A 20,884-nucleotide genomic window follows, 5' to 3' on the forward strand; every position below is an offset into this window, starting at 1 on the left:
TCGCCATGCGAAGGCCCAAGTCGCCGGACTCGTTACACCGCGTGACTGGAAGTTACAGTGATTACCCTCGTTGCGTGCGCTGATTGAACGCTTTTCCGTGGCGACGGCTTGACGGCGCCCGCCAGCCCCCTATAGTCCGGCTCCAGCCTCCGGACAAGGCGGTATCTGGCCCCGTTGTTCCGGTCAATGTGTTTCACCTTCAATGTTCAGGAGCCGCCCATGCATTCCAAATTCGCTCTTAAATTCATAGCTGCCTGTGCAATAGCAGCAAGCGCAACAGCCGGTTTTGCGCAAGAAATGATCAAGATCGCCAACATTGTCGAGCTGTCCGGCAGCGGCGCCACCGCCGGCACCAACTTCAAGAACGGCATCGAGCTGGCGGTCAAGGAAATCAACGCCTCGGGCGGCATCCTGGGCAAGCAGATCCAGACCACGACCAGCGACACCCAGAGCAATCCGGGCGTGGCCAAGGGCTTGACCCAAAAAGCCATCGACAACGATGTATTCGCCATTTTCGGCCCGGTGTTCTCCGGCTCCATCATGGTCAGCATGGCCGAGTCGCGCCGCGCCGAGGTGCCCAACTTCACCGGCGGCGAGGCGGCAGCCATCACCGAGCAGGGCAACCCGTATGTGTTTCGCACCAGCTTCACCCAGGCGACCGCCATGCCCAAGGTGGCGCGCTACATGAGCGACCAGGCCAAGCTGAAAACCATCGCTGTCATCTACGTCAACAACGACTTCGGCAAGGGCGGGCTGGACATGCTGAAAAAGGCACTCGAAGACTCGTCAACGCGCATCACCACCGCCATTTCCACCGATGCCGGCCAGGTGGATTTTTCGGCCGCAGTGCTCAAGGCCAAGCAGAGCAACGCCGAGGGCGTGTTTGTTTATTCGAATGAAGAGGAGTCGGCCCGCATCCTGCGCGAGCTGCGCAAGCAGGGCTGGACCAAGCCCATCATTGGCGAAACCACGCTGACCGGCCAGAAGGTCATCGAGCTGGCCGGCGACGCCGCCAACGGCGCGATTGCCCATGTCGGCCTGACCGTCAATGCCCCGGTGCCGGCGGTTCGCGCCTTCAGCGCCAAGTTCGAGAAGGAATACAGCTACGTGTCGGACCACAACGGCATGAAAGGCTATTCGGGCATTTACTTTTTGAAGGCGGCGATTGACAAGGTGGGCAAGCTCGACCGCAAGGCGGTGGCCGATGCGATGCACCACCTGAAAGTCAACAGCGACCGCTACCCCGGCGCGCTGATGTACACCGAATTCGACGGCAAGGGCGATCTGGACCGCATGAGCTTCATGGTCGAGGTGAAAAAAGGCAAGCAGGAAGTGATTGCCTTCGTGCCCCCGCTGGGCTTGCGCCGCAAGCCGGTGGCCGTTGCCGCAGCGCCTGCGCCTGCTCCTGACATCGCGGCGGCGGCGCAGCCGAAGAAAAAATAGCCCAGAGGCGAGCCGGGTCGGGGGTTGTGACCTGTCATGGCGCGGCATAAAAAAAACGGCATCCGAAGATGCCGTTTTTTTCGCGAACCTGCGGCATGCCGCAGGTCCGCATTCGCCGGTTTTTAGGCCTGCGCCGCGCTCAACACCGCATTGAAGGTTGCGCTCGGGCGCATCACGGCCTTGACTTTTTCCGCATCCAGCAGGTAGTAGCCGCCGATATCGACCGGCTTGCCCTGCACCTCCTTGAACTCGGCGACGATCTGCGCTTCGTTCTCGGCCAGCGATTTGGCCAGCGGGGCGAAACGTGCCTGCAGCGCCGCGTCTTGCGTCTGCTCGGCCAGGGCCTGCGCCCAGTACATCGCCAGGTAGAAATGGCTGCCCCGGTTGTCCAGCTCGCCGGTGCGGGTCTTGGGGCCCTTGTTGTTGTCCAGCAGCTTGCCGGTAGCGGCGTCCAGCGTTTTGGCCAGCAGCTTGGCCTGGTCGTTGCCGGTCTTGATGCCTAAATCTTCGAGCGACACGGCCAGCGCCAGGAACTCGCCCAGCGAGTCCCAGCGCAGGTGGTTTTCCTCGACCAGTTGCTGCACATGCTTGGGCGCCGAGCCGCCGGCGCCGGTTTCGTACATGCCGCCGCCGGCCATCAGGGGCACGATGGACAGCATCTTGGCGCTGGTGCCCAGCTCCATGATCGGGAACAGGTCGGTCAGGTAGTCGCGCAGGATGTTGCCGGTGGCGCTGATGGTGTCCTGGCCGCGCACCACGCGCTCCAGCGTGTAGCGCATGGCGCGCACCTGGCTCATGATCTGGATGTCCAGCCCGCTGGTGTTGTGCTCGTGCAGGTACATCTTGACCTTGGTGATCAGCTGGGCCTCGTGCGGACGGTAGGCGTCGAGCCAGAACACCACCGGCATGCCGGAGTTGCGGGCACGGTTCACTGCCAGCTTCACCCAGTCGCGGATGGCGGCGTCCTTGCACTGGCACATGCGCCAGATGTCGCCAGCTTCCACGTTCTGGCTCAGCAGCACTTCGCCAGTAGCAACGTCAGTGATGTTGGCGACGCCGTCTTCGCTGATCTCGAAGGTCTTGTCATGCGAGCCGTATTCCTCGGCCTGCTGGGCCATCAGGCCCACGTTGGGCACGGTGCCCATGGTCTTGGGATCGAAGGCACCATGCCACTTGCAGAAGTTGATGATCTCCTGGTAGATGCGGGCAAAGGTCGATTCGGGCATCACGGCCTTGACGTCCTTCAGGCGGCCGTCGGCGCCCCACATCTTGCCGCCGTTCCTGATCATCGCGGGCATGGAGGCATCGACGATCACGTCGTTGGGCGAATGGAAGTTGGTGATGCCCTTGGCCGAGTCCACCATGGCCAGCTCGGGGCGGTGCTCGTGGCAGGCGTGCAGGTCGCGCTTGATCTCGTCCTGCGTGCTCTGCGGCAGGGTGGAAATCTTGTCGTACAGGTTGGCCATGCCGTTGTTGACGTTCACGCCCAGCTCGTCGAACAGCTTGGCGTGCTTCTCGAAGGCGTCCTTGTAAAAGATTTTCACGCAGTGACCGAACACGATGGGGTGCGAGACCTTCATCATCGTGGCCTTGACGTGCAGCGAGAACATCACGCCGGTCTTGTAGGCGTCGTCGATTTCCTGCTCGTAGAAGTCCAGCAGTTCCTTCTTGCTCATGAACATGCTGTCGATGACCTCGCGGTCCAGCAGCTTGGTCAGGGGTTTGAGCACGATGGTCTTGCCGCTTTTCGTGATCAGTTCCATCTTGACGTCGCGCGCCTTGTCCAGCGTCATCGACTTTTCGCCGTGGTAGAAGTCGCCGTGGTGCATGTGCGAGACGTGCGAGCGCGACGCCTGGCTCCAGTCGGCCATCGAATGCGGATTCTTGCGCGCGTAGTTCTTCACGGCCAGCGGGGCGCGGCGGTCGGAGTTGCCTTCGCGCAGCACCGGGTTGACGGAGCTGCCGATGCAGCGGGCATAGCGCGCGCGAATCGCCTTGTCCTCGTCGCTCTTGGGGCTTTCGGGGTAGTCCGGAAGGTTGAAACCCTTGGACTGCAGTTCCTTGATGGCGCTGACCAGTTGCCCCTGCGAAGCGCTGATGTTGGGCAGCTTGATGATGTTGGTGTCGGGATCCTGCGTCAGGCGGCCGAGTTCGGCCAGCGTGTTGGGAACCTTCTGCGCGTCGCTCAGGAACTCGGGAAATTCGGCCAGCACCCGGGCCGCGACCGAGATGTCGCTCTCGGCGACTTCAATGCCGGCCGGCGCGGTGAAGGCGCGCACGACGGGCAGAAACGACCAGGTCGCCAGCAGCGGCGCCTCGTCGGTGAGCGTGTAGATGATTTTTGATTTTCCGGCAGTCATGGTGATCCTCTTGCTGTTTGGGGGTTGAGCTGGCTTGGCAATATAGGGGATGCCCCTGTCGTCAACCTGAACGGCGCGCCGGGCAAGCGCTGCCGGAAACGCCAAGTCATCTCGGAATGCGAAGTTTACTCCCGGCATATGCAATTTTTCAGGGGCTTGTCCCAAGGCTTGCGCGATATTGTGCTGGCCGCAAAAACGCAGGCGCGGCGGGTGGCCAGCACCCTGCGCAAGCCACGCTCCCTGGGGGATGACGGTGTAAAGCACGCCTGCCTCAGGCCTTCTCCATTTTGTATATCCTGTATATACTTTAACTTTCAAGGAGAAAACCCATGCTGACCCGAGTCTTCAAAAGCGGCAATTCGCTGGCTGTGCGTATTCCCAAGGAACTGGGCTTTGTTGACGCCGCGCAGGATGTGGAGATCGAGCGCGTGGGAAATACGCTGGTGCTGCGCCTGGTGGCGCAGGAAACCCTGGCCGACATTGGCGAGATCTTTGCCATGTTCAGCCCCAGCTTCATGGCGGAGGGACGCGAATTTCATGAAGAGCATGAGCGCGACTGGAGCGGCATGGGGCTGCCGGGCGCCAATGCAGCCGATAAAAAAACAGGAAGCTAGGCCATGCGCTACATGCTCGACACCAACATTTGCATCTACCTGACCAGGCACCACCCGCCGCAAGTGCTCAAACGGCTGGAAGCCCTGGCCCAAGGCAGCGCGGTGATGTCGGTGGTCACTTATGCCGAGTTGCGCGCCGGGCTGGAGATTCAAACGGCCAACCGTCAACAGGATGAACGTGTGCTCGCACTGCTGATAAGCCGGATTCCGGTGCTGCCATTCACCGCATCCGATGCCGAGAGTTTTGGCCGGCTTCGCGCCGCCGTGCGCGACCGCCGCCGCGACGCCATGGACCGCCTGATTGCCGCGCATGCGGTGAGCGTCGGTGTCACCCTCGTCACCAACAACGAGGCCGATTTCAACGGCTACCCTGGCCTGGTGGTCGAAAACTGGGCGCGCGCCGCTTGAACGCAAGCGCGCAACACCTCTTTCATGGCGAGCCGGAAAGCGAAAACGGCGCCCGAAGGCGCCGTTTTCGCTTTTTTTAGAACTAAACAGGCCTCTTGCGCATATCCAGCAAGCGCAAGCAGCTATTCAATCAATAGCAACCCGCGCGCCGCCACAATCAGGCCGTGCCAGCCTTGACCTTCAAACGCCACGCATGCAGCAGCGGCTCGGTGTAGCCGCTCGGCTGCTCCAGCCCCTTGAACACCAGGTCGCACGCCGCCTTGTACGCGGCCGACGTGTCGAAGTGCCCGGCCATGTTCTTGTACAGCGGGTCGCCCGCGTTCTGGCCATCGACCACGGCGGCCATGCGCTCGAAGGTTTCCTTGACCTGCGCTTCGGTCACCACGCCGTGGTGCAGCCAGTTGGCCATGTGCTGGCTGGAGATGCGCAGCGTGGCGCGGTCTTCCATCAGCGCGATGTTGTGGATGTCGGGCACTTTCGAGCAGCCCACGCCCTGGTCGATCCAGCGCACCACGTAGCCCAGGATGCCCTGCGCGTTGTTGTCGAGTTCCTGCTGCTTCTCGGCATCCGACCAGTTCGGCGTGGCGGTGACCGGGATTTGCAGCAGGCCGTTCAGGAGGTTGCCGCGCTCGGCGTTGGCGTCGATCTTTTCCAGCTCCTTTTGCACGTCGGACACCAGGACCTGGTGGTAATGCAGCGCGTGCAGCGTGGCCGCCGTCGGGCTGGGCACCCAGGCGGTGTTGGCGCCGGCTTTCGGGTGGCCGATTTTCTGCTCCAGCATGGCGGCCATCAGGTCGGGCATGGCCCACATGCCCTTGCCGATCTGCGCCTTGCCGCGCAGGCCGCAGGAGAGGCCGACAAGCACGTTGTTCTTCTCGTAAGCGGCAATCCAGGCGCTGGTCTTCATGTCGCCCTTGCGGATCATCGGGCCGGCCTGCATGGCGGTGTGCATCTCGTCGCCTGTGCGGTCCAAGAAACCGGTGTTGATGAAGGCCACGCGCGCTTCGGCTTCGGCGATGCAGGCTTTCAGGTTGACGCTGGTGCGGCGCTCCTCGTCCATGATGCCGAGCTTCACGGTGTTGGCGGGCAGGCCCAGCAGCGCTTCGACGCGGCCGAACAGCTCGGCGGCAAAGGCGACTTCGGCCGGGCCGTGCATCTTGGGCTTGACGATATAGACGCTGCCGGTGCGCGAGTTCTTGATGCCGGGCTGGCCCTGGCGCTTGAAGTCGTGGATGGCGATGGTGGTGGTGACGACCGCGTCCATGATGCCTTCGGGAATCTCCTTGCCGCCTGCATACAGGATGGCCGGATTCGTCATCAGGTGGCCGACATTGCGAACGAACATCAGCGAGCGGCCGTGCAGCGTGACTTCGCCGCCGTCGGCAGCGGTGTACACGCGGTCCGGGTTCAGGCCGCGCGTGAAGGTCGTGCCGCCCTTGCTGACTTCCTCGGTCAGCGTGCCCTGCAGGATGCCGAGCCAGTTGCCGTAGGCCAGCACCTTGTCCTCGGCATCGACCACGGCCACCGAGTCTTCCAGGTCAAGAATGGTCGAGAGCGCCGATTCGATCACCATGTCGCTGATGCCGGCCGCGTCGCTCTTGCCCAGGGTCGTGGCGCGGTCGATGATGATGTCGATGTGCAGGCCGTTGTGCACCAGCAGCACCGACGACGGGGCCGCCGCGTCGCCCCGGTAGCCGACCAGCTGCGCCGGGTCTTGCAGGCCGCTCATGCCGCTTGCCTGCGTGACGACCAACTGGCCGCCTTCGATGCTGTAGCCGGTCGCGTCCTTGTGCGAGCCGGTGCTCAGCGGCGCGGCCTGGTCGAGCAAGTTGCGGGCGAAGGCAATCACTTTCGCGCCGCGCACCGGGTTGTAGCCCTTGCCTTTTTCAGCGCCGTCGGTTTCGGGAATGGCGTCGGTGCCGTAGAGCGCGTCATACAGCGAACCCCAGCGCGCATTGGCGGCGTTCAGGGCGTAGCGCGCATTGAGCACCGGCACGACGAGCTGCGGGCCGGCCTGCACGGCCAGTTCGGCATCGACATTGGCGGTGGTCACGGCCACGGTTTCGGGCTGCGGCACGAGGTAGCCGATGCTTTCGAGAAAGGCGCGGTAGGCGGGCATGTCGGCGATGGGGCCGGGGTTGGCCTTGTGCCAGGCGTCCATTTCAAGCTGCAGGCGGTCGCGCTCGGCCAGCAGGGCGATGTTTTTCGGGGCCAGGTCGGCGACGATGGCGTCAAAGCCGCTCCAGAACTTGTCGCTGTCCACGCCGGTGCCGGGCAGCACCTTGTCTTCGATGAAGCGATAGAGTTCGGTGGCGACCTGCAGGCTGTGGCGGGTGGTGCGTTCGGTCATGGGAAGTCCTTTTTTAAAAAAATCAATGGGGCGGTGAAAGGCAGTGAGGCAGTGGCGGGCGGGCCGCGCCGCTCAAGCCCGCGCGGGATGGAAATGATAAGTCGTCATGCGGGCGCGCCCTGCCCCAGGCCGGGCAGCGCCAGCACATCGCGCAGGCTGACTCCGGTGTACGTCGGCTGGGTGCCCAGCGTCTCGAACGGCAGGCGGTTGCGGTTGACCCAGAGCGTCTGGTAGCCGAACCAGGTCGCGGCCAGCGCGTCCCAGCTGTTGCAGCTGACGAAGGCGATCTGCCGCGCCGGCAGGCCGGTGGCTTGCAGGCCGAGTTGGTAGGCGTCGGGATGGGTCTTGTACTTGCGGATCGCATCGACGCTGATGACATGGTCGAGCAAATCGCCCAGCCCGGCCGACTTGACGGCCACGGCGAGCATGGCCGGGTCGCCGTTGGACAAAATGCCGGTGACCACGCCCCGGCTTTTCAGCGCCTGCAGCACCTCGCGGTTTTCGGGAAAGGCCGACAGATGGTGGTACTGGTTCATCAGTTGCTCGACTTTGGCATCAAACTGGCCGTTTGCGCAATCAGTACGGGCATCACCAGCTATTCTTTTAATAGCATAAACGAGCGCGGCGCGGGTCAGTTCCCAGAACGGCTGGTAGTGCGCGCCGCCGCTGCTGGTGCTCACGAGGTGCGTGTATTCGATCTGCTTGTCGCGCCACATCACGCCCAGCGCCTGCCCGCGTCCGGGAAACAGCTGCTCGGCCAGCAGCCCGACGCTGTACACATCGAACAGCGTGCCGTAGGCGTCGAACAGCACGGCGCGCAGCGGCTCGGTGCGGGTGGGGCGGATTTTTTCCATGCCGCTACTTTATTTGATCCCTGGGGAAAGATTAAGTACCTGAAATGCGATTTATCCGTGACTTAAAGCGGTGCAATCGCAATTTCTGCCGTGCGTGACTGGATTTGAAGCATTTCAGGGCTCCAGCGCATAGCCCGCCTGCACAAGCAGCTATTGAAACAGGAGCATGGAGTGTTTCCGGGGATTCGGCTTACGATGGAAGTCCGCGCTGTTGACAGCGCCGCACCATTCCTGCCCGCAAGGAACGCCGTTCCGTCCAGCCCCATTGAAAGGCCATTGCCCACCATGTATTCACCCGAGATATTGATCAGCGAAGTCGGCCCGCGCGACGGCCTGCAATCGGTCAAGGCATGCATGCCGACGGCCGACAAGCTGCGCTGGATCGACGCGCTGTATGCCGCCGGCGTGCGCGAGATCGAAGTCGCCTCCTTCGTGCCGGCCCGGCTGCTGCCGCAGATGGCCGACGCCGCCGAAGTGGTGCGCCACGCCATCACGCTGCCCGGCTTGAGAGTGATGGCGCTGGTGCCCAACCGCCGGGGTGCCGAGGCGGCGCTGGCCGCCGGCGTGCACAAGCTCACCGTGCCGGTGTCGGCCAGCGCCGCGCATTCGCTGGCCAACGTGCGCAGGACGCGCGAGGAAATGGTCGAGGAAGTGCGCGCCATCGCCGCCCTGCGCCGCGACCTCGCGCCCCACGTCGGGCTGGAGGCCGGCATTTCGACCGCCTTCGGCTGCACGCTGCAGGGCCTGGTCGCCGAGGACGACGTGATCCGGCTGGCCGCGCAATGCATTGCCGCCGGGGCCGACGAATCCGGCCTGTCGGACACCGTCGGCTATGCCAATCCGGCGCAGGTGCGCCGCCTGTTCAGGCGCCTGCGCGCCGAAATCGGCCGCCACGCCGGCGCGGCCCACATGCACAACACGCGCGGCCTGGGCCTGGCCAACTGCCTGGCGGCCTACGAGGAAGGCGTTCGCACCTTCGACGCGTCGCTCGGCGGGCTGGGCGGCTGCCCCTATGCGCCGGGCGCGTCGGGCAACGTCGTCACCGAAGACCTGGTGTTCATGTTCGAGGCGATGGGGCTGCGCACCGGCATCGACCTCGAAAAGCTCATCGCCGCGCGCGCTCCCTTGAAGGCCGGGCTGCCGGGCGAGCCGCTGTACGGATTGACGCCCGAGGCGGGTTTGCCCAAGGGCTTTGTCCAGGGCGCCCGCATGGCGGCGCCGGCCAGTCCGGCCGTTGAAGAAAGCGACACCCGAGAAACGCCCCTGCCCTACGCCGGCATCCGCGTCGTCGAATTCACCCACATGGTGATGGGGCCGACCTGCGGCCTGCTGCTGGGCGACCTGGGCGCCGAGGTGATCAAGGTCGAGCCGCCCGAGGGCGACGGCACGCGCCGCCTGCTGGGCTCGGGCGCCGGGTTTTTCCCGGCCTTCAACCGCAACAAGAAAAGCATCGCGCTCGACCTGAAGACGCCCGAAGGCCGGGAAGCGGCGCTGCGCCTGATCGCCACGGCCGACATCGTCAGCGAGAACTTCAAGCCCGGCACCATGAAGAAGCTGGGTCTGGACTACGAAACGCTCAAGCAGCGCCACCCGCGCCTGGTCTATGTCAGCCACAAGGGTTTCCTGCCCGGGCCTTACGAGCACCGCACCGCACTTGACGAGGTGGTGCAGATGATGGGCGGCCTGGCCTACATGACGGGCCGCAGCGGCGACCCGCTGCGCGCGGGCGCCAGCGTGAACGACATCATGGGCGGCATGTTCGGCGCCATCGGCGCGATGGCCGCGCTGCGCCAGCGCGAACTGACCGGGCGCGGCATGGAGGTGCAGTCGGCGCTGTTCGAGAACAATGTGTTTCTGGTCGGCCAGCACATGATGCAGTTCGCCGCCACGGCCCAGGCCGCCGCGCCCATGCCCAGCCGCATTTCGGCCTGGGGCGTGTACGACGTGTTCACCGTCAAGGGCGGCGAGCAGATCTTCCTGGCCGCCGTCAGCGACAAGCAATGGGCGGTGTTCTGCCAGGCCTTCGGACTGGGCGAGCTGCTGGCCGACCCGCGCCTGACCACCAACAACGACCGCGTGCGGGCGCGCGAATGGCTGCTGCCGATCCTGCGCTCGCACCTGGCCGGCTACAGCGCGGCCGAACTCGGCGCGGTGTTTGAAGCCCGCGAACTGCCGTTCGCGCCCATCGTGCGGCCCGAGGAACTGTTCGACGACCCGCACCTGAATGCCACCGGCGGCCTGGCACCCGTGCGCATGAACGACGGCAGCCGCTCCAGGGTGCCGCTGATGCCCTTCACGCTGGGCGGCCGGCGGCCCGGCATCCGGCTGCAGCCGCCGCTGCTGGGCGAGCACAGCCGCGAGTTGCTGCAGGAGCTGGGCTATGGCGAAGACGCCATCGAGGCTTTCCAGAGCGCCCGGGTCAACCGTTGATGCCTGCACGACGCGGCCACCGCCACCAGCGCCCGCGATGCGGTAAATTCGCGCAATGGCCCATCTACTGATTATTGAAGACGACGACCTGCTGCGCGACGGCTTGACCGACCTGCTCAAGCAAACCGGACATACCGTGTGCAACAGCGCGGACGGCCTGGCCGCGCAGACCTTGCTCAACGAACAGGTCATTGATGCGGTGCTGCTGGACCTGGGCCTGCCCAGGCTCGACGGCATGTCCTTGCTGCGCTGGATTCGCCAGCGTTTTGAAAGCCTGCCGGTGATGATCCTGACCGCCCGCGACGGCGTGAATGACCGCGTGGAGGGCTTGCTCGAAGGCGCCGACGACTACCTCACCAAGCCCTTCAACAACGCCGAACTCAGCGCCCGCGTGCAGGCGCTGTTGCGCCGCGCCAGGCTGCCGGCCTTCAATACCGAGACCCGGGCCATCACCACGCCAGACGCCACGCAATGCCTGCAGATTGACAGCCAGCTGCCGCGCGCCTGGATTTTCGGCCAGGTCCACGACCTGACGCAGCGCGAGTGGGAGTTGCTGACCTTGCTGCACCAGCGCCTGAACCAGGTGGTCAGCCGCGAGGACGTGGCCGCTGTCTGGCAACACGAATCGGCCGAACCCACCGCATCCAACGCGCTGGAGGTGTACATCCACCGCTTGCGCCGAAAACTGCTGGGCTCGGGCCTGAACATTCGCAATGTTCGCGGACTGGGCTACATGCTCGAACCCCTGTGACGCACAGCCGGTCCCTGCGCCGCCAGCTCTTGCTGTGGCTGCTGCTGCCCCAGCTCGTGCTGTGGCTGGTGGGCGGCGCCCTGACCTACCGCATGGCCCTGAATTATGCGGAAAAGGGACTGGACCAATCGCTCTCGCAATCGGTGCGCTCGCTGGCGCGCCAGATCAAGCCCATGGGCTCGGGGCTGCTGGTGGATTTTCCCAAGGCGGCCCAGGCCATCATTGAAGAAGACCCGGTGGACCGCGTGAGCTACATGGTGTCGTCGCCACCGGGCAAATTCCTGATCGGCAACCAGGAGATTGCCGAGCCGCCGCCCACGCATGCCCCGGGCACGCTGGTGTTTTACCGGATGGAAATCGACGGCAAGCCGATGCGCGCGGTCGCCCTGGATGTCGCCTATGGCGAAGAAAAACACCCGCAACTGCTGCGCGTTCAACTGGCCAAAAGCTATATCGCCCGCGAGCGCATCGCCGAAGAACTGATCGGCGACCTGCTGGCCCCTTTGCTGCTGCTGGGCGTGGCGCTGAGCGTGCTGGTGTACGCGGGCATCAAGCGCGGCATGGCGCCACTCACCAAACTTGAAAAGCAACTCAAGGAACGCTCGGTGGCCGACCTGACCCCGCTGGAGTTCACCACCGCGCCGACCGAGGTGCACACGCTGGTCGATGCCATCAACCGCCTGCTCGCCGCCGTGCGCCGCAGCGTGAGCCAGGAAAAGCGCTTCATCAACGACGCCGCCCATCAGCTGCGCACGCCATTGGCCGGGCTGATCAACCAGACCGAACTGGCGCTGGGCGAAAGCGATGCCGCCCTGATCAAGGCGCGCCTGCACAAGGTGCATGCCGGGGCGCAACGCAGCGCGCATCTGGTCAACCAGTTGCTGGCCCTGGCGCGCAGCGGCTCCGAGGCGCCCATGGCGCAAGTGGACCTGGCGCAACTGGCGCAGGACGTGGCACGCGAACTCAGCCCGCGCGCGGTCGCCATGAAAGTGGACCTGGGCTACGAAGGCCACCAGCACGCCTGGATGCAAGGCTCGGCCACGCTGCTGCGCGAAGCCGTGACCAACCTGATCGACAACGCCTTGCGCTACGGCGTGAGCCGGGAAGCCGGCAACGAACCCACCGTGACCGTGTCGGTTCACCAGCACGCAGCGCATGTCGTGCTGGCGGTGGAAGACAACGGCCCCGGCCTGAGCGACGCGCAACGCGAACATGTTTTCGAACGCTTTTGGCGCGGCAGCGATTTGCCCGGCGGTTGCGGACTGGGCCTGGCCATCGTGCAGGAAATCGCGCGCCGCCACGCTGGCGAAGCACGGGTGACGCCGGTGGCACCGCAGGGTTTGCGGGTCTCGCTGCACTTCTGACTTGAGTCCGCCCATTCGCCCCTGAGCCCGGGGGCAGCCATGGCGTCAAGCCGGGCGCTGATCGGTCGAGGGGCGTTGCCACAGGTTGATGCCGCCGTCCACCGCGTGCTGGTCAATGGCCGCCAGTTCTTCGGCGGAAAACTCAAGCTTGCGCAGCGCGCCGACCAGTTCCGCGATTTGCGCCGGGCGGCTGGCGCCAATCAACGCCGAGGTCACGCGGCCATCGCGCAGCACCCAGGCCGTCGCCATCTGGGCCAGGCTCTGTCCGCGCGCCAGCGCCAGCTCATTCAGGGCACGCGCATGCTTGAGGTTTTGTTCGCTCAGATGTTCGGCCTTGAGGGAACTGCCGCCGGGGCGGTTGATTCGGGCGTCCGCCGGAATGCCGTTCAGGTACTTGTCGGTCAGCAGCCCCTGCGCCAGCGCGCTGAACGCAATGCAGCCCATGCCGGTTTCAGCCAGGGTGTCGAGCAGCTCGCCCTCAATCCAGCGGTTCAGCAGGCTGTAAGAGGGCTGGTGAATCAACGGCGCCACACCCATGGCACGCAAAATGGCCGCGGCTTCGCTCGTCTTGGCCGCCGAGTAGCTGCTGAGGCCGACGTACAAGGCCTTGCCCTGCTGAACCGCCGTGGCCAGCGCCCCCATGGTTTCCTCCAGCGGGGTGTCGGGGTCAAAGCGGTGCGAATAAAAAATATCGACATAGTCAAGCCCCATGCGCTTGAGGCTCTGGTCCAGGCTGGCCAGCACATGCTTGCGCGAGCCGCCGCCCTGCCCATAAGGGCCGGGCCACATGTCCCAGCCCGCCTTGCTGGAAATGATGAGTTCGTCGCGATAGGGCTTGAAGTCGCGCCGCAGATGCTCGCCAAAATTGATTTCCGCACTGCCGCCGGGCGGGCCGTAGTTGTTGGCCAGGTCAAAGTGCGTGATGCCCAGGTCGAACGCGGTACGCAGCATGGCGCGCTGCGTTTCCATGGGCGTGGCGTCGCCAAAGTTATGCCACAGCCCCAGGGTGATGGCGGGCAGCATCAAGCCGCTGCGTCCGCAGCTTCGGTAGGGCATGGTGTCATAGCGGGCTGCGTTGGGCTGGTAGTTCATGGGTGTATTCCAGGGTGGATAAATTTTTGGGCTGGCTGAAAGATTGTTAGGCAGATCAGCGGCGCTCACCTGCGGCCGGGTCTTTCCGGCCTGGTTTTTCAATCGCATCCTAGGGTAAATCCCATGGGGCTTTGTCTTAAATTAATTAACAATTAATTAATTCGAGCGGCGCGGTGCCGGCCCGGATAAAAAACCATGCTCCCTGGCCGGCTGCGCTGGCGGAGCATCACTATCAGGAGACAACATGTTGAAACTTTCCAAGCTGGCTGCGGCCCTTGCCTTGGTGGCCGCTGGCACGGCGGCCATGGCCGGTGAAGTCGAAGTCCTGCATTACTGGACTTCCGGTGGCGAGGCCAAGTCGGTCGCCGAACTGAAAAAAATCATGGAAGCCAAAGGCCATGTCTGGAAGGATTTCGCCGTAGCGGGCGGCGGCGGCGACAACGCGGCCACCGTGCTCAAAAGCCGCGTGGTGTCGGGCAACCCGCCCGCAGCCGCCCAGATCAAAGGCCCGGCGATCCAGGAATGGGCGGCTGAAGGCGTTCTGGCCAACATGGACCCTGTCGCCCAGGCCGAAAAGTGGGACAGCCTGCTGCCCAAGGTGGTGGCCGACGTCATGAAGTACAAAGGCAATTTCGTGGCGGTTCCCGTCAACGTGCACCGCGTGAACTGGATGTGGGCCAACGCCGCCGTGCTGAAAAAAGCCGGGGTCGCGGGCATGCCCAAGAATTGGGACGAGTTCTTTGTCGCGGCCGACAAGATCAAGAAAGCAGGGCTGATTCCGGTCGCCCACGGTGGCCAGAACTGGCAGGACTTCACCACCTTCGAGTCCGTGGTGCTCGGCGTGGGCGGCCCGAAGTTCTACAGCGACGCGCTCGTCAAGCTTGACCAAAAGGCGCTGACCGGCGAGACCATGAAGAAGTCGCTGGAAACCTTCCGCAAGATCAAGGGCTACACCGACGCTGCCGCGCCCGGGCGCGACTGGAACCTGGCCACCGCCATGGTGATGCAGGAAAAAGCGGCCTTCCAGTTCATGGGCGACTGGGCCAAGGGCGAGTTCATTGCGGCCGGCAAGGTGCCCGGCAAGGACTTCCTGTGCGCCGCCGCCCCCGGCACCGCCAATGCGTTCACCTTCAATGTGGACTCGTTTGCCATGTTCAAGCTCAAAGGCGCCGCAGCGCAAAAGGCGCAGGCGGATTTGTCGGCGGCCATCATGGGCACGGAATTCCAGGAGATTTTCAACCTGAACAAGGGCTCGATTCCGGTGCGCCTGAACATGAACATGGCCAAGTTCGACGACTGCGCCAAGCTGTCCGGCAAGGACTTTGTCGAGACCGCCAAAACCGGCGGGCTGGTGCCCTCGGCGGCCCACGGCATGGCCATCAGCCCTGCGGCTGAAGGCGCCATCAAGGACGCGGTCAGCCAGTTCTGGAACGACGACAAGATCTCGGTGGACGAGGCGCAAAAGCGCATCGCTGCCGCAGCAAAAACCAAATAAGCCCGCACTTCCCTTCTGACAGAAAAACAACAATGAAGACAACACACAAAATCAGCCTCATCGCAGCCGCTGCAGCCCTGTGCGCAGGCAGCGCATTCGCCATGGATGTGGGCGGCATTGAGTTCCACGGCTACTCCCGTGGCGGCCCGGTGCTGAGCCATGACGACAACATCAAGGGCGGACTGAGCCTGGGCGGCGACTTGCAGAAGTACCGCCTCGGCAACGAAGGCGACAACGGCATCGAGATCGACCTGATCAAGAACTTCGAAGCGGGCGGCGTGAAATGGAAGGTGCACTACATGCCCGTCAAGTGGGGCAGCAGCTCGGTCGGCACCGACCAGGCCTACGTGGAAATGAGCGGCCTGTCGTTTGCCCCCGAAGCCAAGGTCTGGGCCGGGCAGCGCCGGCTGCGGATTCAGGACGTGCACATCGTTGACAACTTCCTGCTGAACTACGGCGACAACCAGGGCGCCGGCGTGACCGACATCGGCATTGGCGGCGCCAAGCTCGGCGTCGGCCTGTTCAGCGGTGACAAGTTCGACAGCTCAATGCCCGCCGGCGTGAAGGCCACCCGCCTGAATGTGGACATTTCCGCCATCAACACCAACCCCGATGGCAAGCTGCGCGTGTTGCTGACCACGGTCAAAGGCAGCGGCCTGGCCAACAGCAACTCCGGCTCCGGCATCTCGGTGTCGCACAACCAGGAAAACTTCCTGGTCAAGGGCATGACCAACTCGCTGTTCCTGCAAACATCGACGGGACACGCCCGCATTGATGGCGAGTTCCAGTCCATCGACGGCGTGACGGCCGGCCAGCGTGTGAGCCGCATTGCGGATTCGCTGAACTGGCAAAGCGGCGCTTTTGGCGGCCAGACCCTGCTGAGCTACCAGACCAGCAAGGTGGACGGCACCAGCGTGACGACCAAGGACACCTCGGTGGGCGGCCGCGTGTCGTATGCCTTTTCCAGCAACTTCAAGCTGCTGGCCGAAGTGGGCCTGACCAGCCGCAAGGCGCCCACCGGCAACCAGACGCTCAACAAGGTCACCATCGCGCCGACCATCTCGGTGGGACCGGACTTCTGGAGCCGCCCTGAAGTGCGTTTGTATGTGACCAAGGCCAACTGGAACACCGCAGCGGCAACAGCCAACGCCAGCACCTTCGGCGCCGGGGGCAGAACCTCCAGCACCATCATGGGTGTGCAGTACGAGGTGTGGTGGTAAGCCGCTTTATTCAGACGTGACGTTTGACGGGGGCGGTCGCAAGACGGCCTTCTTCAAGCGTTCCAGCCGCCGCCCAAGGCGGGTACAGGAGATGCGAACGATATGAAAAACAATTTTGAAACATGGCTGCCCAAACTGGTCATTTCACCGGCCTTCGTGCTGGGGTTTGCCTTTATTTACGGCTTCATGGTGTGGAACGGCGTGCTGTCCGTCACCGGCTCGCGCATGCTGCCCAACTATGACGAATTCGTCGGGCTGGCGCAGTATGAGCGGCTGTTCGAGATGGACCGCTGGTGGGTGGCGCTGAAAAACCTCGGGATTTTCAGCCTGCTCTACGTCGGCGGCTCGATGCTGATCGGCATGGTGCTGGCGATTTTCCTGGACCAGAAGGTGCGCGGCGAGGGCGCCCTGCGCATCATCTACCTGTACCCGATGGCGCTGTCGTTCATCGTCACCGGTACCGCCTGGAAATGGATTCTGAACCCCAGCCTCGGGCTGGAAAAGCTCATGCACGACCTGGGCTGGGCCAGTTTTCATTTCGACTGGCTGGTGCAGAGCGACTTCGCCATTTACTGCGTGGTGATTGCCGGCATCTGGCAGTCGGCCGGCTTCGCCATGGCCTTGTTTTTGGCGGGCCTGCGCGGCATTGACGACAGCATCATCAAGGCCGCGCAGATCGACGGCGCCTCGCTGCCGCGCATTTACTGGCGCATTCTTTTGCCCATCCTGCGCCCGGTCGTGTTCTCCACCATCTTGGTGCTGGCGCACCTGTCGATCAAGAGTTTCGACCTGGTGATGGCGCTGACCAACGGCGGCCCCGGGTATGCGACCGACGTGCCGGCCACCTTCATGTTCGTCATGAGCTTCACCCGTGGCCAGATCGGCCTGGGCGCCGCCAGCGCCACCATGATGCTGGCCACGGTGGCCGCCATCGTCGTGCCTTATCTTTACAGCGAACTTCGAGCCAAACCCCATGACCGCTAAACACCCTTTCGCCAAACACCTGAGCCGCGCGCTGCTCTACGCGGTGCTGCTGGTCGCGGCCCTGTTTTTCCTGGCGCCTTTCTACGTCATGCTCGCGACCTCCTTCAAGGATGCCGAGCAGATCCGCTCGGGCAACCTGCTGAGCCCGCCCGCCTCGCTCAACTTCGACGCCTGGCGCCTGGCCTGGTCCTCGGCCTGCACCGGGGTCGATTGCCGTGGCTTGCAGCCCTACTTCTGGAATTCGGTCAGCATGGCGATTCCGGCGGTGCTGATCTCCACCGCCTGGGGCGCGGTCAACGGCTACGTGCTGAGCCTGTGGAAGTTCAGGGGCAGCGAACTGCTGTTCGGCTTTCTGCTGTTCGGCGTGTTCATGCCGTTTCAGGTGGTGCTGCTGCCGATGAGCCAGGTGCTGGGCTATCTGGGCCTGTCCAGTTCCATCGGCGGACTGGTGCTGGTGCATTGCCTGGCGGGCATGGCCGGCACCACGCTGTTTTTCCGCAACTACTACACCGCCATTCCGAAAGAACTGGTGAATGCAGCGCGCATGGATGGCGCGGGTTTCTGGCGCATTTTCTGGCGCATCGTGCTGCCGCTGTCCACGCCGATTTTGATGGTGACGCTGATCTGGCAGTTCACCAACATCTGGAACGACTTCCTGTTCGGCGTGGCCTTCAGCGGCGCCGACAGCAAGCCGATCACGGTCGGCCTGAACAACATGGCCAACACCTCCAGCAGCGTGAAAAGCTACAACGTGGACATGGCTGCGGCCGTGATCGCGGGGCTGCCGACCATGCTGGTGTATGTGCTGGCAGGTCAATATTTCGTCAAGGGTCTCACAGCCGGCGCTGTGAAAGGATAAAAAATCATGGCAGCTTCACTCAAAATCGCGGGCATCCGCAAAGTCTATGGCAAGGCCGACAAGGCCGTCGAAGTGCTTAAAAAGATCGACATCGACGTCGCACCGGGCGAATTTTTGATCCTGGTCGGGCCTTCGGGCTGCGGCAAATCGACGCTGCTCAACATCATCGCCGGCCTGGAAGAACCCAGCGAAGGCCAACTGCTCATCTCGGGCAAGGACGTTGTCGGCGTGGCGCCCGCCCAGCGCGACATCGCCATGGTGTTCCAGAGCTACGCGCTGTATCCGAACATGAGCGTGGCCGACAACATCGGCTTTGCGCTGGAGATGCGCAAGGTGCCTAAAGCAGCGCGCGTCAAGCGCATCGCCGAGGTGGCCGCCATGCTGCAGATCGAGCATTTGCTGAACCGCCGCCCGGCGCAGCTCTCCGGCGGCCAGCGCCAGCGCGTCGCCATGGGGCGCGCCCTGGCGCGCGACCCGCAGATATTCTTGTTCGACGAGCCGCTGAGCAACCTGGACGCCAAGCTGCGCGTGGAAATGCGCGCCGAGATCAAGCGCCTGCACCAGCTCAGCGGCATCACCAGCGTGTATGTCACGCACGACCAGATCGAGGCCATGACGCTGGGCAGCCGCATCGCCGTCATGAAAGACGGCATCCTGCAGCAAATCGGCACGCCGGACGATATTTACCGGCGTCCGGCCAATACCTACGTGGCCGGCTTCATTGGCTCGCCTACTATGAATTTCATAGCTGGCAGCGCAAGCGGGACAAGCGCAGGAGGCCTATTTTCCTTTGAAGGCGGGGCGCTGCCGCTGGACTGCCCGGCGCCGGCCGGCCCGGTCATGCTGGGGCAGCGGCCCGAGCACATTCACCTGCAGGCGGATGCGCCGTGGCGCGGCGAGGTTCTGCTGGTCGAGCCCACGGGCGCGGACACCTATGTGGTGATCAAGACCGCCGTGGGGCCGATCACCGTGCGCGTGCCGCCCAATACGCCCATCAAGGTCGGCGAGCTGACCGGCCTCGGCGTGAGCAGCAAGCACAACAACTGGTTTGATGCACAAAGTGGCCTGCGCATCGCCTGACCGGGCTATGCTGGTGGCCGTGCGCAGTGGCAACGCGCATGCGCGGTTCCTGCAGCGCACCATGAAACACAACCTGTTCAACACACACTACCCATGACCACCCTCCTTCCACCTGCCGGCGCACTCGACATCGTGATCTTCGGCGGCACGGGCGACCTGTCGTTCCGCAAGCTGCTGCCCGCGCTGTACATGGCGCACCTGCACGAGAAGCTGTCTGCCGACGCACGCATCATCGCCATTGGCCGCCAGGACTGGACGCATGACGAGTACCTGGCGTTCATCGACAGCCACTCGCCCGCCTTCATCGACGCCAGTGCCTTCAGCGCCAGCGACTGGCAGCACTTTTTGGCGCGCCTGACCTATGTCAGCATGGACGTGATGCAGGGCGATGACTACGCCCGGCTCAAAACCCTGTGCAGCCAGCCGGCATTGCGGGTGTTCTACCTGGCCACGGCGCCCAGCCTGTTCACCCAGATTTGCGCCCGGCTCTCGGACGCCGGCCTGGTCGATGCGCAGGCCCGTGTGGTGCTTGAGAAACCGCTGGGCACCGACCTGGCCTCGGCCCGCGCCATCAACACCGAAGTGGCGCGCTACTTTGGCGAGCATCAGATTTACCGCATCGACCACTACCTGGGCAAGGAAACGGTGCAAAACCTGATGGTGCTGCGTTTTGGCAATGCCATTTACGAGCCGCTGTGGCGCGCGCCCTACATCAGGAGCGTGCAGATCACGGTGGCCGAAACCGTCGGCGTGGGCAGCCGCGCCGGCTTTTACGACGGTGCCGGCGCCATGCGCGACATGGTGCAAAACCACCTGCTGCAGCTGCTGTGCATCGTGGCGATGGAGCCGCCGATCTCGCTCGATGCCGACGATGTGCGCGATGAAAAGCTCAAGGTCTTGCGCTCGCTGCGCAAGATGGACCTGGCCGACATCAAGCGCGACACGGTGCGCGGCCAGTACACCGCAGGCGCGTCCGAGGGCGCCGCCGTGAAGGGCTACCTTCAAGAAGACGACGTGCCGGCCGGCAGCCGCACCGAAACCTTCGTGGCCTTGCGCGCGCACATCGACAACACGCGCTGGGCCAATGTGCCCTTCTTCCTGCGCACCGGCAAGCGCATGCAACAGCGCCAGTCGCAAATCATCATCGAGTTCGCCGACCAGCCCTTCTCGATCTTTGGCACGGCGGCCAGCCATGAGCCCAACCGCCTGATCATCAGCCTGCAGCCCGAAGAGTCGATCCACCTGGAGATGATGGTCAAGGAACCCGGCTCGGGCATGAAGCTGCATCCCGTCAAGCTTGGCCTTGACCTGCAATCGACCTCCGACAAGCGCCGCGCCGAAGCCTATGAACGCCTGCTGATCGACGTGGTCAAAGGCCGGCTGACGCACTTCATGCGCCGCGACGAACTGGAAGCGGCCTGGACGTGGATCGAACCCATCCTGGCGGGCTGGAAAGCGCTGGACGACAAGCCGCGCAGCTATTCGGCCGGCACCTGGGGGCCTGCGGCCTCATCGGCCCTGATGGCGCGCGAGCACCTGTCCTGGTTCGAGGAAGCCTGATGCGCGGCGCGGCCCCCACC

Annotated in this window: 16 protein-coding genes and 1 pseudogene; 13 read left to right on the top strand and 4 right to left on the bottom strand. The window is 63.9% G+C overall.

The window, feature by feature from the left end; genetic code table 11:
- The first annotated feature begins 219 nt into the window (after positions 1 to 219).
- Positions 220 to 1,443 carry an ABC transporter substrate-binding protein gene (locus tag PNAP_RS18390; protein WP_011803041.1) on the top strand — a complete coding sequence of 408 codons (1,224 nt, stop codon included), beginning with the start codon at positions 220 to 222 and terminating at the stop codon, positions 1,441 to 1,443.
- Between the two features lie 122 nt (positions 1,444 to 1,565).
- Here the strand turns inward: PNAP_RS18390 and PNAP_RS18395 are convergent, their stop codons facing one another.
- On the bottom strand, positions 1,566 to 3,803 hold the full coding sequence (locus tag PNAP_RS18395; protein ID WP_011803042.1) for an NADP-dependent isocitrate dehydrogenase: 2,238 nt from the start codon (positions 3,801 to 3,803) through the stop codon (positions 1,566 to 1,568).
- Positions 3,804 to 4,132: 329 nt separating this feature from the next.
- Here PNAP_RS18395 and PNAP_RS18400 point away from each other — a divergent pair, with 329 nt between their 5' ends.
- Both PNAP_RS18400 and PNAP_RS18405 read left to right on the top strand, forming a co-directional pair.
- Complete coding sequence (locus PNAP_RS18400; protein WP_011803043.1) at positions 4,133 to 4,417, top strand: antitoxin; 285 nt, start codon at positions 4,133 to 4,135, stop codon at positions 4,415 to 4,417.
- 3 nt (positions 4,418 to 4,420) lie between these two features.
- Entirely contained in the window at positions 4,421 to 4,825 is a 405-nt protein-coding gene (locus PNAP_RS18405; RefSeq protein WP_011803044.1) for a type II toxin-antitoxin system VapC family toxin, read from the top strand.
- 157 nt (positions 4,826 to 4,982) lie between these two features.
- Here PNAP_RS18405 and PNAP_RS18410 read toward each other — a convergent pair whose 3' ends face one another.
- Entirely contained in the window at positions 4,983 to 7,175 is a 2,193-nt protein-coding gene (locus PNAP_RS18410; RefSeq protein ID WP_011803045.1) for a malate synthase G, read from the bottom strand.
- Positions 7,176 to 7,279: 104 nt separating this feature from the next.
- The gene (locus tag PNAP_RS18415) at positions 7,280 to 8,029 is read right to left on the bottom strand and encodes a haloacid dehalogenase type II (RefSeq protein ID WP_011803046.1); all 750 of its coding nucleotides are present in this window, start codon (positions 8,027 to 8,029) and stop codon (positions 7,280 to 7,282) included.
- A gap of 285 nt (positions 8,030 to 8,314) precedes the next feature.
- Between PNAP_RS18415 and PNAP_RS27950 the strand changes: the two are divergent.
- From PNAP_RS27950 to PNAP_RS18430, 4 genes and pseudogenes are all read left to right on the top strand, one after another.
- Positions 8,315 to 9,139 (top strand): annotated as a pseudogene (locus tag PNAP_RS27950) (hydroxymethylglutaryl-CoA lyase); the annotation flags it as partial.
- 99 nt (positions 9,140 to 9,238) lie between these two features.
- Positions 9,239 to 10,459, top strand: a complete 1,221-nt coding sequence (locus tag PNAP_RS27955; RefSeq protein ID WP_232290830.1) for a CaiB/BaiF CoA transferase family protein — start codon at positions 9,239 to 9,241, stop codon at positions 10,457 to 10,459.
- Positions 10,460 to 10,514: 55 nt separating this feature from the next.
- Positions 10,515 to 11,210 carry a response regulator transcription factor gene (locus tag PNAP_RS18425; protein WP_011803048.1) on the top strand — a complete coding sequence of 232 codons (696 nt, stop codon included), beginning with the start codon at positions 10,515 to 10,517 and terminating at the stop codon, positions 11,208 to 11,210.
- Positions 11,207 to 12,574: a sensor histidine kinase gene (locus PNAP_RS18430; protein ID WP_011803049.1), complete on the top strand. Its 1,368-nt coding sequence runs from the start codon at positions 11,207 to 11,209 to the stop codon at positions 12,572 to 12,574. Before PNAP_RS18425 ends, PNAP_RS18430 begins: the two co-directional genes overlap by 4 nt.
- 45 nt (positions 12,575 to 12,619) lie before the next feature.
- Here the strand turns inward: PNAP_RS18430 and mgrA are convergent, their stop codons facing one another.
- Positions 12,620 to 13,666 (bottom strand): L-glyceraldehyde 3-phosphate reductase, encoded by a 1,047-nt coding sequence (mgrA, locus tag PNAP_RS18435; protein WP_011803050.1) that lies wholly within the window; start codon positions 13,664 to 13,666, stop codon positions 12,620 to 12,622.
- A gap of 244 nt (positions 13,667 to 13,910) precedes the next feature.
- Here mgrA and PNAP_RS18440 point away from each other — a divergent pair, with 244 nt between their 5' ends.
- From PNAP_RS18440 to zwf, 6 genes are all read left to right on the top strand, one after another.
- Positions 13,911 to 15,161, top strand: coding sequence for an ABC transporter substrate-binding protein (locus PNAP_RS18440; RefSeq protein WP_011803051.1), 1,251 nt, complete (start codon positions 13,911 to 13,913; stop codon positions 15,159 to 15,161).
- Between the two features lie 32 nt (positions 15,162 to 15,193).
- Positions 15,194 to 16,381: a carbohydrate porin gene (locus tag PNAP_RS18445; RefSeq protein WP_011803052.1), complete on the top strand. Its 1,188-nt coding sequence runs from the start codon at positions 15,194 to 15,196 to the stop codon at positions 16,379 to 16,381.
- A gap of 102 nt (positions 16,382 to 16,483) precedes the next feature.
- Positions 16,484 to 17,365 (top strand): carbohydrate ABC transporter permease, encoded by an 882-nt coding sequence (locus PNAP_RS18450; RefSeq protein WP_011803053.1) that lies wholly within the window; start codon positions 16,484 to 16,486, stop codon positions 17,363 to 17,365.
- Entirely contained in the window at positions 17,355 to 18,224 is an 870-nt protein-coding gene (locus PNAP_RS18455) for a carbohydrate ABC transporter permease (RefSeq protein WP_011803054.1), read from the top strand. The genes PNAP_RS18450 and PNAP_RS18455 overlap by 11 nt, the downstream gene beginning before the upstream one ends.
- A gap of 6 nt (positions 18,225 to 18,230) precedes the next feature.
- Positions 18,231 to 19,304 carry an ABC transporter ATP-binding protein gene (locus PNAP_RS18460; RefSeq protein WP_011803055.1) on the top strand — a complete coding sequence of 358 codons (1,074 nt, stop codon included), beginning with the start codon at positions 18,231 to 18,233 and terminating at the stop codon, positions 19,302 to 19,304.
- Positions 19,305 to 19,397: 93 nt separating this feature from the next.
- A complete protein-coding gene (zwf, locus tag PNAP_RS18465; protein WP_011803056.1) occupies positions 19,398 to 20,864 on the top strand; it encodes a glucose-6-phosphate dehydrogenase in 1,467 nt (488 codons plus the stop codon).
- Positions 20,865 to 20,884: the final 20 nt, after the last annotated feature.

This window comes from Polaromonas naphthalenivorans CJ2 (genome assembly GCF_000015505.1).
In the GTDB taxonomy this organism is placed as follows: domain Bacteria; phylum Pseudomonadota; class Gammaproteobacteria; order Burkholderiales; family Burkholderiaceae_C; genus Polaromonas; species Polaromonas naphthalenivorans.